Origin of the sequence: Streptomyces sp. NBC_00582 (assembly GCF_036345155.1) — a bacterium.
Taxonomy (GTDB): Bacteria; Actinomycetota; Actinomycetes; order Streptomycetales; family Streptomycetaceae; genus Streptomyces.
On the sequence record NZ_CP107772.1, the window covers coordinates 2,642,345 to 2,657,933 of the forward strand.

Here is a 15,589-nt window from a genome sequence, read left to right on the forward strand (position 1 = left end):
GCCTAAAGCGCGGCCCGGCGGGCGAGAACCCGTCCGCAAGCCACATCCGCCTCCCAGCCTTCGGCCCGCGGCCGCAGGCCACTTCGTTCGGGTGCGGCACAGCGTCGGCTGGCCGATCAGGACGTCGGCCCGGTGTACGGCGGATGCTCCCCGAACCCGGTCGAGCGGCCTCCCCAGTCCACAGAAGCCCCCACCGAACGCTGCCGTGCACATGAAGTGATCTCACCGGGGTGCCGCTGCCGTCATCTCGGGTCACTCCGGGGGAAGGCGTCGCCGGTCGGCCAGTGTTCCGGCAGACCGAGAGCGGTGTGGACGGAGCGAATCGCGGGCTGGCGCTCGACCTGGATCCCAGCCAGTTGCGCGGTTGCCCAAGTAGGGAAGATGGGGGCAGGAAGCGAGGCGGGATCCGGGCTTTGCCAGAGAACGGGAGTGTTTTTCGTCCAGGTCCAGGGTGCTGGGTTGTTCACGACGAGTACGCCGCTCACACGGCTGTGAGCATGGTCGTAGGTGGCAGTCCAGTAGCCATCGGGCTTTCGACTGAAGGTCGATCCGCTGTCGTAGGCGTACTCAACCGTACTCCCGTACAGCGCTCTTTCGATGTCCTGATCTTGGGGGAAGTCGGCTGCATGGCCTAGCGCCACGATGAATGGCAGCTCCAGGTCACCATACTTCCCACCCTTGTGTGTGACGGCGTCGAGCACTCGCTCCGATCCGTCCTCGACCGCCCATGCCGAGGGGTAGACGCCGATTGTCCTGCTGGATGGATTGCCACGTTTGCCTGGGCTGCGGGGGATCGCTTGAAAGGTGAGGCACCAGCCAGCCTCTTGCCAAGTATGACTGGGAAGCGGCACCTTGCGCTCATGGTCGGCGATGACCTGGTCGGGGTCCAAGCTTGCAAGCCATCGCATCAGCCCGGACTTCAACCGTCTCTGCGGCGGCGTTGCCGTACCGGCACTGTGCAGTTCGCACGATACGAAGAAGTTCGGACTCGGCAAGCGATCGATAGCATCGCTCAACTGCGGTGGGAGCGAGTAAGACCCAGCGTCGCGCTTCTGGGCCTTCCAGATCGCCTCGACGACGAACTGCTCGTTGCCGCGAGTAACCAGAAAGTCGGGGTTGTAGCCACCTGTTCCCGTCTGCTGCTCAACCTCCACGCTGCAACCGGAACCGCGCAACATCTCGTGCAGGTACAACTCCCACAGCGCAGAGTAGACGTTCGTGTCGGAGTTTCGGTCCCGCAGCCGGCTGAGCAGGCCGGGCTGAGCCCTGTCCGGGAAGCGCGACCACCATCCGTTGATCACATCCCGAACCTGGTCCCAGAACGGACCGGCGACCCTCTCGAAGAACTCGGCCTGAGGCTCGGCCGCCCGCTTCGGCGCCGCATCCGTCCGATTCCGGCTCGCGTAAACACCCATGACAGACGATCGTATGTCGCTCCGCGAGCCATTCTCATTCCATTTCCACTGCGTCCCGACGACCGCAGCGCTCAACCGAGTCAACCGTTCTTACCCCTTCCGGTCCCCTGCTGAAGTGGCCGACCCGAGGAAGCGCACCGGCCGGTCCAGCCTCAAACGGGGGCACAGGCGCGAGACGCGCGAGGCTCGGACAAGACCAGCCGGAGGGAGATCGCCAGAACGCTCAGCCCTCGATGTGATAGCGGCTCTGGGACACGACGGCTTGGCGGATCTTGGTGGTGAAGTCGGTGGTGCGGGCGATCCGGTCAACTCCGCCGGCCTTGTTGCGGCGCAGGACGCTCTTGAAGCTCTGTTCCAGAGTTCCTGTCATGCGGAACATCAAGTCGTCGCTGAGATGGTCGAGGTCGATGTTGAGAAGGTCCCGCGGCGACGGCTGCCGTAGCCGTGTGAGGGTGTAGGCGGAAATGGCCGCCAGCGGGTAGAGCCAGTTCTCGAGCGAATCCCCCAGCAAGGGACGGTCTTCGGCGTACCGAGTGAGAAACGCGCGCAGCCTGGTGTGCACGTCGAGGCACAGCCGGTAGATGTCCAGATCGTGCCGCGGCGAGAAGATCTGCGCATAATGCTGGTCGTCGAGCAGCAGCGCGTCGGAGTGCCGCAGCGCGGTGTGCGGTTCGCGCAGCACAAAGGCGGTGAACTCGCGGGCGAGCCGGGCCATGCTGACGACCCGGTCCAGAGGGAACCCGAGGTTGCGGTAGTAGCTGGCCCGGCGCTCGTAGTAGTAACCGCCCGCGTGACCGAGGCTCTCCTCGATGTCCTTCTGGATGGACTCTGTGGCGCGCAACGCTCCGGCGGGCAGCTGGGTCTGGCTGTTGGTCGCCCGGATGATGCGGTCGCGAGCCGTGCCGTTCTCCGGAGCAACCACGATCTTCACCAGGAGGGACCGGTCACGGTGCTGGCCGCCGTTCTGGAAGTAGCTGTAGATCTCATGGCTGGTCTGTAGCCCGTTGACGATCTGAGGCTCCCTGACCACGATCTTCTTGCCGGCGATCTGGGCGGCGTCCGCGACAACGGTGACACCGTTGTTGAACCACCAGAAGTCCTCGCCGGTACCGGACCTCAGGGTCTCACCGATGGCGTTGTTCACGGCGGTGGATCCCGCGTAGTCGCGCACGTTCGACTCGAACAACTCCAGGCGCAACGCCTCGTTGTCGGACGTGATGAAGCGGTAGTACTCGTCCAGCCGCGCCAGACATACGTATCCCTCGCCGAGCGACGTGCTCATCGGCGTTTCGGTGAACACCAACTGCGCGACGGCTTTCGCTCCCCGGGCAGTCCGCTCTCGCAGGTCAGCAGCATTGAGGTACTCCAAGTCAGCCCGCGTATCGGACGTGATCTTCGCAAGTTCCCGCCTGAGCCGGTCACCCTTGGCCTTCACGTTCGGGTGCGGCGTCTCAGCCGACTTGTTCGCGTAGATCACCTTGATGTGAACCTGCGGGAAGGAAGACGCTAGTTCCTCGAGAATGTGCAGGAAGCGGCGCGTACGCTCCAGCAGTTTGGCGTTGGTGTGCGCGACCAGACCCTCCTCCTCCCGGCCCATATCCAGCAGAGTCGGCAGATGGAAGTGAAGCTTCTCGATCACAGACTCCTGGTAACCCGACGAGTTCTTCGCCTGCAGAACGACCAGTTCGATCTTGCCAGCACGTGACGGAAGGAACTGATGCGCGTCAGCGGTGATGTAGCGCTCGTCCACGAACGTCCAGATACCGTCAATTCCGCAGTCGTGTGCACCGTCGACGATGCCGTCCATGATCTCGTCGTTGTCCAGGTCCCAGTCCTGAAGGGCCTTGTCCGCGGCGAAGAACGTGAAGAAGTCGTCCCGGCTCTTGTCCGGCGCGAGCTTACGATGCTGGTCCTCCAAGATGCGCTCCAGCAGCCGCTGATCATTGCTCTGCACCGACACCACGCGAGACCCCCAATCTCCGCAACCGGAACAAAGAGATGTTGGCAGGCTTGCGCGACCATGAACAGCCCGCGGACGAGAAGCCCGTACGCCCCTCGGCGGTGGCAAGCACCGCCTCAGACACCTCCCAGAGGCGTTCGACTTTGCAGAAGCGAAGGCTATGACCTGTTGGTCGCCAAGGACTCCGGGCCGCATCTACCGCAGGCGTCTGTCATCACTACGCCCTCGCGTCAAGTGCTCGGTGGAGCAGAACCCAGGGGGTACGGTGCCACCGCCGGCGCTGCAGCACACCCGCTCGGAAGGCCCCGCCGGCCGCGTCTGCTGGGGCTTGCCCTCGAACGCCTCTCTCACAGGCGCTGTCACACGTCTGTCACCAACTACGCCGACTCCCCCGAACTGCGATGCCCTGACCTGCCACTACGCACCCGCCCTGGACTGGCGTGGACGCCCATAGACGGTCTCTACAACCTGTGCCAGGTGGTGCCCAGGGAGGGACCCAGGATCAGGACGGGAGCCTCTTCTGGCCCGTCAAAGCGGTATTGCAGGGTGTTCGACGGTGTCTCACTCACGCCTCAGACCCTCTCACGTATCACGGACGCCCCTATAACGCAGGGGTGCGGGCAACCGGTCTGACCAGTTGAAGACCTCGCGGGCCGCATATCGCTTGAGGCATCGGACGATCTCACGTCGGGTCTTGCCCTCCTGCGTGCGGCGTTCGTAGTACGCCTGGGTGCGCGGATCGTGGCGCAGCCGGGTGAAGACGATGCGGTGCAGAGCGGCGTTGGCCTGCCGGTCGCCGCCGTAGTTGAGCCGGCGCGTGCACCGACGGCCCGACGAATACTCGATGGGGCTGACTCCGCAAAGGGCAGCAAAGGACGCCTCGGTGTTCAGCCGCTCGGGGTTGTCCCCCATGGTGATCAGGAGAGTGACGGCGCTGTCCGGACCGATGCCCACCGGTACGAGCAGCTGTGGGGCGTGACGTTCGACGAGCCGGGTCAGGCGTTGGTTCAGCTCATTGATCTGTCCGGTGAGCTGTTCGATGCGTTCGGCGAGCATGCGCAACGTCATGTGGGTGGCCTGGGCCACCGCGTCCTCGTCTCCCCCACCATCGGGCGGGCTGAGGGTCGCGCAGGTGCGGAACAGCTCGGCATTGCCCAAGCTCGACAACCGCTCGCGCAGGGCGGGGTCGGCGATGACCAGGACGGCCTTGAGCTGGTTGATCGCCTGGGTACGGGCCTTGACCGCGGAGTCCTTGGCGAGTTTGTAGATCCGGGCGCTGTGTACCGGACCGTCGCCGGATTTGGCCCGGGCCCGGGCACGACCGCTGAGCACGGCCCGCGCGGCGGCCTGAGCGTCGAGCGGGTCCGACTTCCCCAGCAGTCGGCGGGCCGAGCGGTCGGGCCGGTTCACTTCGAACACCTGAATCTGCTGGGCCAGCAGGTAGCGGGACAGGCCCGCGCCGAAGGTGCCGGTGCACTCCACACCGGCCCGGCGCACCGTACCCCGCTTGCGGGCCCACATGAGCAACTGTCGGTAGCCGGCCACCGTCGCGGGAAAGGACTCCGTTCCGAGGATCTTCCCGAGCGGGGAGATCACGGCGGCAACATGCACCTCGCCGTGCGTGTCCACGCCCAAGACGACCTCGCGCCGAACGGGCGGATCCGCGCTCGATGAGGTGCTGCGCTGTCGGGTCGTCATGATGGTGTGCCTCCCACAGGCTGACGTACTGGGTGATGGCACCGGCCTGCTTGGGGCGGTCTGAACCGTGATGGCGCCTGAAACTCGGCAAGGCCCCTATAGGGACACGCCCTGTGGCTCGGTGGCAGGCAGCATCCCGCAACAGCAGTCGACGGGTCCGTGACTGGGGGGCCTCCCCCTGAGGGCTCGGCCCGTCACCCAAGGTGGAGTCGTTCAACCGGTTCTCCCAGTGGATCGGCTTCGACAACCGCGGCGTCATCGCCGACAACGACCCCACCGAGCAGGAGAAGGCGATGAAGTTCAGCGCCCTGCTCACGAACGCGGTGATCTTCCACAATGCCCTGGACATCGCGGAGTCGCCCGTCAGCTACTGGAGGAAGGGTGGGAGATCGCCCCGGAGGACCTGGCCCACATCTCGCCGTACCTGACCGAGCACATCAACCCGTTCGGCGAGTACTCCACGCACGAACTAGGCATCCAGCCCGACGCATACGACCCGAAACTCGACGTCGACTTCACCCCGCTGCGCGAGCAGGACCCGACCGCCGTCGGCCTCGACCAGGCCGTCTGACGGTGACGTGCCTTCAGCGACGCAGGACGCTGACGCCTCCCTGCCCAGGATCGGGGCGTCCTCGCATCCTGAGCCTCCGGCGCCCGCCGGCGCCGGAGGGTTGGTCATCCAGCAGCGATGACGTTCAGGTAGCCCATCATTCCGGTGTCCTCGTGTCCGGTGATGTGGCAGTGGAAGAACCATTTACCGGTGAAGTCGGCGAAGCGTATCCGGATCACCACTTTTCCGGGCTTTCCCTTGACTGCGTGGGGCACGCTCATCACGTCCATGTAGTCGGCACGGGGCTGGGCGACACCGTTCACGCTGAGGATTTGGAACGGCGCGACATGGAGATGGAACGGATGATCGTGGCCACTCGTGTTGGTGAGCGTCCATTCTTCGACGGTTCCGAGGGTGGCCGGTTTCTTGAAAGTCGGCTTCGTGTGGTCGAACAGCTTGCCGTTGATCCAGAAGTTGTTGCCGCCGTCGTCGTTCAGGACGATGCTTCGGGATCGCGCGATGGGTTCTTTGGACAGATCCGGGTGGGATCCGGGAAGCGGCCCGGCGATCTGGGGCGAAGTGGCCATGCCCGGCCGTCCTGCGGTGGCGGCCGGCCCCGCATTCCCGCTGTCCTTCTGGACGTTGACCTTCATGAGGGCGGTTTCGGGATATTCGTCGCCGGCGCCGTTGTCGGGGTCGGGCCCGGTCTTGTGGGCAAGGGTTCTGAGCCAGGTCGATCCGGTGGCTCCGGCGGTCACCAGGACGTCGAAGCGTCTGCCGGGCGGCATCAGAAGGTGTTTGGCCCGGGCCGGCGCCGCGGCGGGAATCCCGTCCTGGTTGACCACGGTGAAGGTGCCGCCGTCGAGCTGGAGGTCGTAGGTGATGGCGTAGCCTTCGTTGGCGATGCGCCACAGCTGGGTTTCCCCGGCTTTCATGGTCAGCGTGGGCTGGTATTGGCCGTTGACCAGCCGGACCGTCGGCGATGCGGGCTCGAGGACCCCGTCGGGGTAGACGATCGAGCTGGATGAGTTGATCTGGGTGTCCTTGAGCGCCAAGGTGTGAGCGGTGATCCCGCGGTAGGCCGGTGGCAGAGTTTCGCGGCTGTCCCCGACGATGATGGTTCCCGACAGCCCCGCCCCGATCTGGCTCTCAGTTCCATTGCAGCGAACGTTCGCGGGTGCGGGGCTCATCGTCATCCCCGGCATCGGATGGCCGTTCCCGTCGCACATCTCGTGGTCGTGGTACCAGTACGTTCCGGGTTCCTGGTTGGCGGGAATGTCGAGGTGGTAGGTCTGAATCTGCCCCGGCTTAACGGACAGGTCGATGTTGTCCGCGCTTCCCTCCGGGGACAGGTGCATCCCGTGGTAATGCAGGTTGGTGGACGTGCCAAGATGATTGGCCAGTTTCAAGGTGACACGCTGGCCTGGAACCACATGGAGGGTCGGCCCGACGAGACTCCCGTTGTAGGTTTCCGCGAGGACCTTCTTGCCCGAGATCATCACCTCTTGCTGAACCGCCGTCAGCTGGACGTTGAGATCCTTCGGGGTCGCCGGGTTGAGGTCGGACGGTTCCACCAGCGCAGCGCCGGGAGCCATGCCGGCCGCCTGCTCTTTGGTCGTCCGCAGCAACTTTCCCTTGGGCGGCGCGGGCGGCAGTCCGGCAAACGCCGGATCTGGCGCTTTGGTAGCCGCCGGGTGCGAGTGCGGCTCTGCGCTCTGGCAGCCTGCGAGGCAGACGGACAAGAGAGCAGCCGCGACAGCGACTGCTCCGAGGCGGGTGACGCGCGATCGAGGCGCGGTCGAGCGTGCGGACAAAGGCTTTCCTCACTGGGCGGCGGAGCAGATGCGCTCCTCGTGAACGGGAAGAACATTGAGACCCCGAATCGGGCGCCGGACGGGGCAAGCGGCTGAGGCCGATCAGGGCCGGCAGGGGGCAGTGTGACCGGGAAGGGCTGCCCCCGGTTCCTGCACGGGGACGACGGTGAGGAGCCGCTGCGGGCCGAGAGCCACTCCAGGGGCGCCCGCTACATCCCCGCGAAGGGGGACCATGCCACCTGCCTGGTCCATGGGCGGTGCAGGCCGGGGTGGGACATGGGGTGTCCCACCCCTACCGGGTGTCATCGGATGTGCCTCGCGGGCTTGGTGGCGGCGTTGAGGAGGTATTCCAGGGGGCCGCGGCGGAAGAAGCGGGACCAGGTTCCGGCGAACACGATCGCCCCGAGGATGAACATGAGCACCGGCACCCAGGACTGCTGGGTGACGTGCCCGGTCACGAGCGCGGGCCCGGGCAGCAGTGACTGTACGACGAAGTGGCCGACGTAGGCGGTCAGGGACATGGTGCCCACGGCGATGACGGGTGCCGCGAGGCGGCGCAGTCGCGGCAGGCGGTCCATCGCCACCGTCGCGCCCACGATCACGAGGATCGCGACTCCGATGCTGCCGATGATGTCGAACGTGGTGCCGCTGTGCGGCCCGCCCGTCAGGAGCAACGAGGCCGGAAAACGGGGCTCGAGGGACCCGCTGTCGGGGGGCATCGACCCGGAGTCGCCGGACGACGGCCCGCCTTCCGCGAGGCTCGCCAGCGCGTACTTGCCGGCCAACAGCAGGGACGTGCCGTAGGCGGCCACGGTGAGGGCGGCTCCGAGCGCGGCCAGGCGCCGCTGGACCCTGCCGGAGGACAGGTCGAGGCGGCCCAGCGCCATACCGGCGATCACGAACGGCATCCAGGTGATCACCGGGTAGAAGCCGGTGAACAGCAGGTCGAGCACGCCGACCTCGCTGAGCCGGTGGAGCGGGTCGTAGGCGTTGATGCTCTGCTGGACCGGCTCGGTCAGCAGCCCGTTGAGGGCGAAGGCGAGCTGGGGTGTGACCAGGGCGAGGCCGGCCGCGGTGATCGCGAGGGTCCTGGCGCGCAGTCGCACCAGGGGCAGGGCGAGGAGGAAGTAGAGGCCGTAGAAGTTGAGAATGATCACCGGCCCGTAGACCGCCGCCAACGCGGTGCCCAGCGCCAGCAGGACCACGGCGCGGATGACGATGCGGGCCTTCGCCTGACGGCCGGCCAGACCGGTCTTCGGTTCCCGGCGGCCGGAGATCAGCATCAGTGAGAACCCGGCGAGGGTGGCGAACAGCACCGACGAGTGCCCCTCCGCCATGTACCGCACCCAGCTGGCGGCGCCGTGTGTGGCCGACAGCGGGGGGCCGATGTGCACGACGTACATGCCGAACACGGCCAGCGCGCGGGCCAGGTCCACCCCGACGAGGCGTCCCGTCGAGGGGCCGGACGAGGCCGGCGCGGCGGACTCGGGCGAGGTCCGGTGCTGCGGAGGCGAGTTCTCCTGCGGAGCTGACGTCTCCTGCAGCGGCTGCATCTCTGTCATGCGGAAAACCTCGCGCGGACGTCAGGAGGCGGACCATCCGGCGATCTTCGGTAACGGCCCCGCCGTTCGGCGGGTACTGCCCTGCCGACCGGCGGAGTGTTCTCCCGGCGACCGGGTCCGGCGCGACCGGAGGGCGGTCTTCGTCAGCCACTCGGCGGGGGTGTACCCGACGGTTGCCGGATGGGCGTGAGCCAACGGGCTTTGCAGGCTTGAGGCATGACACAAACGTGCGCGATACAAGGAGACCGACACCTCGTCCGCGGCACCGCCTGAAACGCGGGGCCGCGACGTCATGCCTCGCAAGGGCGACTTCCGGGAGCTTCTTGGCCTCGCTCTGGCGGCGGGCGCCTTCGTCCTGTTCGTCGCTCGCCCTGAGCTCCCCGAAGCCCTGGTGCACACCTTCGTCACCGGGGCAGCCGGATTCACTCCCTGAGCCGACACGTGATCATGCCTGGCATGCCGGAGCGCTGATGCAGTGGCCGGCACACAGAAGAAAGGAAGTTCGTGAACACCGCATCCGCCCCGACGACGGATGAAACATCCCTGTCCGGCCGAGAGACGGTCAAAGCGCTGAGCGCATATGTCCGCCCGCACCGGTGGGCCGTCGCCCTCGGCCTGCTGTGCGCCCTGGTCGGGACTGCGGGGGGACTGCTGCAGCCGCTGGCTACGAAGGCGCTGGTGGACCGGCTCGCCTCCGGTGAGACCATCACGGGGATCCTGGTCGCGCTCACCGCTCTGGTGGTGGTGGGCACTGCGGTCGAGGCGTTCGGCGCGTATGTGCTGGAGCGGACGGCGGAGACGGTGGTGCTGGCCGCGCGGCGCACCCTTGTGGGGCGGTTGCTGCGGCTGCGGATCGCGGAGTGGGAGCGGATCGCGCCGGGTGACCTGATGTCCCGCATCACCTCGGACACGACGCTGCTGCGCGCGGTCAGCACCCAGGCGGTCGTCTCCGCGGCCACGGGCGCGGTGGCCTTCGTGGCGGCGATCGTGATGATGGCGTTTCTGGACGTCGCGCTGCTGGGTGTGACGCTCGGCGTGGTCGCGCTGACCGGTGGGGCCGCCGCCCTGGTGATGCCGAGGATCGCGCATGCCACCGAGCGTGCGCAGAAGGCGGTCGGTGAGATCTCCACCGCGTTGGAACGGGCTCTCGGGGCGTTCCGTACGGTGAAGGCGTCAGGTGCGGAGGAGCGGGAGACCGCGCGGGTGGAGGCGGCGGCACGGCGGGCGTGGCGGCACGGAGTGAAGAGTGCCAAGTGGCAGTCCGTGGCCGGCTCGGCGGACGAACTCGCCGTCCAGTTGGCATTTGTCGCGGTGCTCGCGGTCGGCGGGGCGCGGGTGGCGTCCGGGGCGATTCACGTGTCCACGCTCATCGCCTTCCTGCTGTACCTCTTCTACCTGATCGAGCCGGTGTCCAAGCTGGTCGACGCCATTTCCCACTACCAGGAGGGGGCGGCAGCGATCTCCCGGATCGCGCAGGTGGAACGCCTGTCGACAGAGCCGACATCCCGGCGAATGAGTGTCCTGCCCAGGCAGGCAGCGGGAGTGTCGGGTCCGGCGTCGGTCCGCTTCGAGGACGTGTCCTTCCGCTACCGCCCGGGCCTGCCGCACGTCCACCGGCAGATGAGTTTCGAGGTACCGGGCACCGGGCTGACGGCCTTCGTGGGCCCCTCGGGTGCGGGCAAGTCGACCATCTTCGCGCTCATCGAGCGATTCCACGAGGCCACCGGCGGCCGGGTCCTGGTCGACGGCAAGAACGTACAGGACTGGCCCCTGACCGAGCTGCGGTCCGCCATCGGCTATGTGGAGCAGGACGCTCCGGTGCTCGCCGGCACGCTCAGGGAGAACCTTGTCTTCGCCGCGCCCGGCACGACGGACGACGACCTCCGCGACGTCCTGGCCCGGACGGGGCTCGACACCCTCGTCGAGCGCCTGCCCCACGGCCTGGACACCCAGCTCGGACACCGTGGCTCGAAGCTGTCGGGATGCGAGCGGCAGCGCATCGCCATCGCCCGCGCCCTGCTGCGGCGGCCCCGGCTGTTGCTCCTTGACGAGGCGACCTCGCAGCTCGACGCCGTCAACGAGCTGGCGCTGCGGGATGTCATCGCGGAGGTGGCCCGCGAGACCACGGTGTTGGTGGTGGCCCACCGCCTGTCGACGGTGACAGGCGCCGACCGGATCGTCGTGATGGACGCCGGCCGGGTTCGGGCCGTGGGCACCCATGAGGAACTGGTGGCCCAGGACCGGCTGTACGCGCAGCTGGCGGCCACTCAGCTCCTGGCCCCTGCGCGATGACCCCTCACACGCCGGGTTGTCCGGCCGCCCACGGCTGCGTTCCCGGCCGGACGACCACGCGCGTCGACACTTACGGAAACCAAGACCCGATGAGGCCGTTTATGTATGCCGAGTCCGCCATCCGCTGCAGGCGTGCTGTGTGGGGCTGGCTGGCGCAGCCGACTGCGCTGTTCGGCGGTGTGTACGGGCTCCTGGTGTCGAGTTCGGCCGTTGCCGCGCTGACGCAGTTCGGCGAGGTGACTCGGGCGGCGCGTATGGACGACGCTGTGTGGGTGCTGTTCACCGCCCTCGCCTCGGCCCTGGCCCATGGTTATGCCCACCAGATCGCGCACCGAGATGCCCAGGGCCATCCCGGCGTACGCGGTGTGGTGCGTGCCGTGCTCGCCGAATGGCCGCTGGTAGTGGCGGCGTTGCCCACCGCACTGCTGCTATGGGGGGCCGGTCTTGGCTAGTACTCCAGCAGTACTTCGTGGCTTGACCTGGGGAAACGTCGAGCGGTGGGAGTGTAGCGGGCGGGGTGCCGTCACGGACGGCTTCTGCCCGCACGCCCCTCGAAAGAGTGCCCACGACGGCGGTAGTGGCAGCGGCGGGCCACCGCTTGGCGCCGTCGGCGCCAGTGCGACCAGCTCAACGCATGGGTGAGGGGGTGATGGTCTCGGGGTATGTGAGCTGCCAGGAGTCGCCGCACTTCCGCCACGGTGAGCTCGATGACCACGTCATCCTCACCGGCGGATCCCCCTTTTCGGCTGCTCGCGCACTCATCGCCGCGAGGAAGGCGTGGGCGACCATGGCCAGGGTGATGTGCCGGTACCAGCCGACATAGCGGCGGACCTCGTACTCGTCCAGGCCGCACTCGTTCTTCGCCGCCTGGAAACACTCCTCGATCGCCCACCGGGCGCCGGCGACGCGCACCAGTTCCTCCACTGCGACATCCAGCGGTGCGTATGCGAGGTAGTAGGCGATCTCGTCCGGCCGGCTCAGGCTGCGCCGTGCCAGCGCCCACCGCCGACGGATCAGCACGCCGTCCTGATGGTCGTACTCGGCCACGGGCCTCAACTGGAGGGCCGCCCAGTCGTATTCGCGCTGCCCCTTTGCACCCGCGCCGCAGGAACGGCGTTCCCATGCCTGGTCGGGGGCCTGCTCGAAGACCCTGTCGATGCGTGGACCGGCCAGGGAGAACTGGGACTTGGGGACGGCCAGGACATAGCCGACGCCGGATGTTTCCAGCATCCGGCGGAAGCGGTTGTCCTGTCCGTAAGCGGCGTCCGCCGCGACCCAGGCGACCGGCAGCGGCGAGGCCAGCGCCCTGCTGACGATCGTGGCCGCGAGGGTGTTCTTGGTGGCGAACTCCCGCTGGTCGGGGACCTTGGCCGCGCGGCAGCGGTCGCGGTCGTCGGTCCAGGACTTGGGCAGGTAGAGCTCGCGGTCCACCAGGGCGCGGCCAGCAGTGCTGGCGTAGGCGGCGAAGACGCCGATCTGGCAGTTCTCGGTGCGGCCGGCGGTGCCGGAGTACTGCCTTTGGACGCCGGCGGAGGTGGTGCCTTTCTTCAGGAGTTGGGTCGGGGACGGGACGCCATGCACCCTCTCGGGTGTCGGTTTTCCCATCCCCGCCCGCCGAACCGGACGTGCCCGTTGGCCGAGCATCCGGCTCTCCACGTGATCCGATGGATCAGGCGAGGTATTCACTGACCTGACCGACGAAGGCCACATCGTCGTGGCTGGTCCGGCGGAAGCGAGCCCCGCGTGGATCGACCTCGTCGATGTTGTAGGGCGTGCTGATCTGCGCTCCGCGGAAGCGGTAGCGTTCGACCTTCATCTTCGCCGGGTTGTAGAGAACGATCCCGCCCTCTGCGATGCTGTCCGCTGGGAAATATCGGCGTCGCATCTGTTTCCAGGTCATGCGGGGGTGCTTGCGGCGAATCCAGAGATTCATTCTCCGCCACGCGTACCAGCCGAGGTACGAGAACGTCTTCTTCGAGACGCCGTAGCGGAAATAGGCTGCCCAGCCCCGAAGAACCGGGTTGACCGCCCGCAGCACCTCCTCCAACGAGAGCGAGGTCATACCACGCCCCGTCAACTTCTTGATCTTGTGCATCACCGATGCCAAAGCCTGCTTGGCCGGAATGGTGAGCACAACACGACGACCTCCGCCCCAGGGCCTGCGCTGGATGTGGAAGCCCAGGAAGACGAACCCGTCGTCGATGTGTGTGATGTGGGTCTTCTCGTCCGAAAGGGTCATCTTCAGCCTGTTGGCCAGCAGCACACCGATCTCCGTCTTCAGTGCTTCAGCCTCTTCCCTCGTGCCGTGCACAAGCACTACGAAGTCATCGGCGTAACGCACCAGCCGGAAGTTCGGCAGCCCCTTGCGACGCCGATGCTGCCGACGCCAGGCCGGGGTCATCTCGATGTCCCAGATCCGCGAGAAATGCCGGTCCAGGACGGAGAGATAGATGTTCGCCAACAGCGGTGAGACGCCTCCTCCTTGCGGAGTTCCGGTGAGGGACTCCGCGAATCCACCCTGCAATTCGACAACTCCGGTCCGCAGAAACGCGCTGACCAGCCGCAGAACCTTGCGGTCCTTGACGCGCTCGGCCACCAGGTCCATTAGGACGTGGTGATCGACGTTGTCGAAGCAAGCCTTGATGTCGCCCTCGATGACCCACTCGTAGTTCGACGGCTTACTGGTGAAGTGGTGGATCTCGGCGATGGCATCCTGAGCCCGACGTCCAGGCCGGTATCCGTAACTGGATGGATAGAAATCGACCTCGAAGATCGGTTCCAGGACCAACTTGAGAGCCATCTGCGCCACCCGGTCGCGCAGAGTCGGGATACCCAAGTAACGAACCTTTCCGTTCTTCTTGGGAATCACCGCCTGCTTGACCGGAAGCTCCGTGAAGGACCCGTCCTTGAGCGAAGAGCGAAGCTCCTCCAGGAACGGAATCAATCCATGACGTTCCTCGACGTGATAACGGGTGACCCCCACGCCCGCTGTCCTGGCACCCCGGTTGCCAGAGACCCGTTCCCAGGCCACCAATAATGTGGCCTGATCACAGATCAAGTTGAATACATCATCGAACCGGCGATCCGGTTCGGTCCTTGCCCATCGGTGCAGCTTGATCTGCTGATCGAGTACCCGTCGCTCAGCCGTCATACTGCCCGGCCAAGTTGTTGTCGACGGCACGTCGTTATTCAACAACGTTCCTCCCCGACAGCAGTCCTGCTGCTATCACGCTGCCGCCCTTTCCCGTGTGACCGGCTTTCCCGGCCTCTGAGTACTACGGCGACTCCGCCACGATCTGGCGTCATCAGCGGTCATTGCGCCTGCCCGCCGCCCGGCCGGCTGCCGGACGGGGAGGGCGATGCCAGATCGCTTCCCACGTTCACTGAGAATCTTTGCGACGGCTTCGGTGCCCGGCTTTACCCCGGCAGCATCGCCACGGACCGCATATCGCAGGATTGGTCCGGGCCTCCCGACGTGCCACAAGCTAAGGACGTCAGGAGAGGAGAGGCCACCGGATAGAGCACTCTCCAGCACTGCAGCGCGGTCCATCCACCAGATTTGGCAGACCGCTGACGACTCACGGGGCTTCAACCACCGGTTCAGTTTCCTTGCACCCATTCCGTCTTCGCTTGCGGGCACGAACCATCTGGTGGTCTCGGTTCGCCCCTACGTTGTCGAGGCCGCTTCCAGCTTCACCCCCAACCCAGGGTTCCGCCTGCCTCCAGCTTCAGCCAGTCACTGCGATGACCAGCGGCGGGTTCTCCCTCCCGCTCGATTCCTCAGCGCCTCGTGGCGCACAACCGGTGTCGTCGACGATGAGCACCGCCTCGCGGTCACCGAGGTTGTCGACCACGTAGCGGCGCACATCGCCGAGGACCTCGTCGGCGTCCCACTCGATCCGGTTCAGCATCCGCTGGATACGGTCCGGCCCGCCATGGGCCGCCTCCTCGGCCAGCGTCCAGCCGTTCTTACGCTCCAGCGGAGCGATCAGCCCCCGCATATAGGCCAGCGCCGACTCCCGCGGCTCCGACCGGCTGAACCGATGCACGAACCGCCCATGCACCGCATCCAGTTCACTCGCCCACACACGCACATCAACAAGGTCCCCACCCATAACCACACCAACGACGAACCTGGCCAGCAGTCACGACAGGCACCGTTGCAGTACTAGGTTCTAAAAGATCCCGAGTCGGCTGCAGATCCTGGACTCCTTCCCCCATGACCGTGTCCGGGAAGGTGCGGAAGGTGGAGTTGCGGCAGAAGTACGCGGCGGACTGAGCATCGGCAGGCATGCTCA

Annotated in this window: 9 protein-coding genes and 3 pseudogenes; 4 read left to right on the forward strand and 8 right to left on the reverse strand. The window is 66.5% G+C overall.

Annotation, left to right across the window (positions count from 1 at the left end; all coding sequences use genetic code 11):
- Positions 1-242: 242 nt before the first annotated feature.
- The 3 genes from OG852_RS11460 to OG852_RS11470 form a co-directional block, all read right to left on the reverse strand.
- Entirely contained in the window at positions 243-1,415 is a 1,173-nt protein-coding gene (locus OG852_RS11460) for a hypothetical protein (protein ID WP_330347882.1), read from the reverse strand.
- A 223-nt stretch (positions 1,416-1,638) separates the two neighbouring features.
- Positions 1,639-3,378: an AIPR family protein gene (locus OG852_RS11465; protein ID WP_330347883.1), complete on the reverse strand. Its 1,740-nt coding sequence runs from the start codon at positions 3,376-3,378 to the stop codon at positions 1,639-1,641.
- 579 nt (positions 3,379-3,957) lie between these two features.
- Positions 3,958-5,073 (reverse strand): IS110 family transposase, encoded by a 1,116-nt coding sequence (locus OG852_RS11470; RefSeq protein WP_330347884.1) that lies wholly within the window; start codon positions 5,071-5,073, stop codon positions 3,958-3,960.
- Positions 5,074-5,276: 203 nt separating this feature from the next.
- Here OG852_RS11470 and OG852_RS50950 point away from each other — a divergent pair.
- Positions 5,277-5,644, forward strand: a pseudogene (locus OG852_RS50950) (Tn3 family transposase).
- Between the two features lie 104 nt (positions 5,645-5,748).
- Here the strand turns inward: OG852_RS50950 and OG852_RS11480 are convergent.
- Together OG852_RS11480 and OG852_RS11485 are read right to left on the reverse strand one after the other, a co-directional pair.
- A complete protein-coding gene (locus tag OG852_RS11480; protein WP_330347886.1) occupies positions 5,749-7,251 on the reverse strand; it encodes a multicopper oxidase family protein in 1,503 nt (500 codons plus the stop codon).
- Between the two features lie 488 nt (positions 7,252-7,739).
- The gene (locus OG852_RS11485; RefSeq protein ID WP_330347887.1) at positions 7,740-8,999 is read right to left on the reverse strand and encodes a DUF418 domain-containing protein; all 1,260 of its coding nucleotides are present in this window, start codon (positions 8,997-8,999) and stop codon (positions 7,740-7,742) included.
- A 292-nt stretch (positions 9,000-9,291) separates the two neighbouring features.
- Between OG852_RS11485 and OG852_RS11490 the strand changes: the two genes are divergently transcribed.
- From OG852_RS11490 to OG852_RS11500, 3 genes are all read left to right on the forward strand, one after another.
- Positions 9,292-9,432, forward strand: a complete 141-nt coding sequence (locus OG852_RS11490; RefSeq protein ID WP_330347888.1) for a hypothetical protein — start codon at positions 9,292-9,294, stop codon at positions 9,430-9,432.
- 71 nt (positions 9,433-9,503) lie between these two features.
- Positions 9,504-11,291 (forward strand): ABC transporter ATP-binding protein, encoded by a 1,788-nt coding sequence (locus tag OG852_RS11495; RefSeq protein ID WP_330347889.1) that lies wholly within the window; start codon positions 9,504-9,506, stop codon positions 11,289-11,291.
- A gap of 101 nt (positions 11,292-11,392) precedes the next feature.
- Positions 11,393-11,743, forward strand: a complete 351-nt coding sequence (locus OG852_RS11500; RefSeq protein WP_208117202.1) for a hypothetical protein — start codon at positions 11,393-11,395, stop codon at positions 11,741-11,743.
- A 175-nt stretch (positions 11,744-11,918) separates the two neighbouring features.
- Here OG852_RS11500 and OG852_RS11505 read toward each other — a convergent pair.
- The 3 genes and pseudogenes from OG852_RS11505 to OG852_RS11515 form a co-directional block, all read right to left on the reverse strand.
- Positions 11,919-12,866: pseudogene (locus tag OG852_RS11505) on the reverse strand (IS701 family transposase); the annotation flags it as partial.
- A 94-nt stretch (positions 12,867-12,960) separates the two neighbouring features.
- The gene (gene ltrA / locus OG852_RS11510) at positions 12,961-14,484 is read right to left on the reverse strand and encodes a group II intron reverse transcriptase/maturase (RefSeq protein WP_330347891.1); all 1,524 of its coding nucleotides are present in this window, start codon (positions 14,482-14,484) and stop codon (positions 12,961-12,963) included.
- Positions 14,485-15,064: 580 nt separating this feature from the next.
- A pseudogene (locus OG852_RS11515) lies at positions 15,065-15,406 on the reverse strand (transposase); the annotation flags it as partial.
- Positions 15,407-15,589 lie beyond the last annotated feature (183 nt).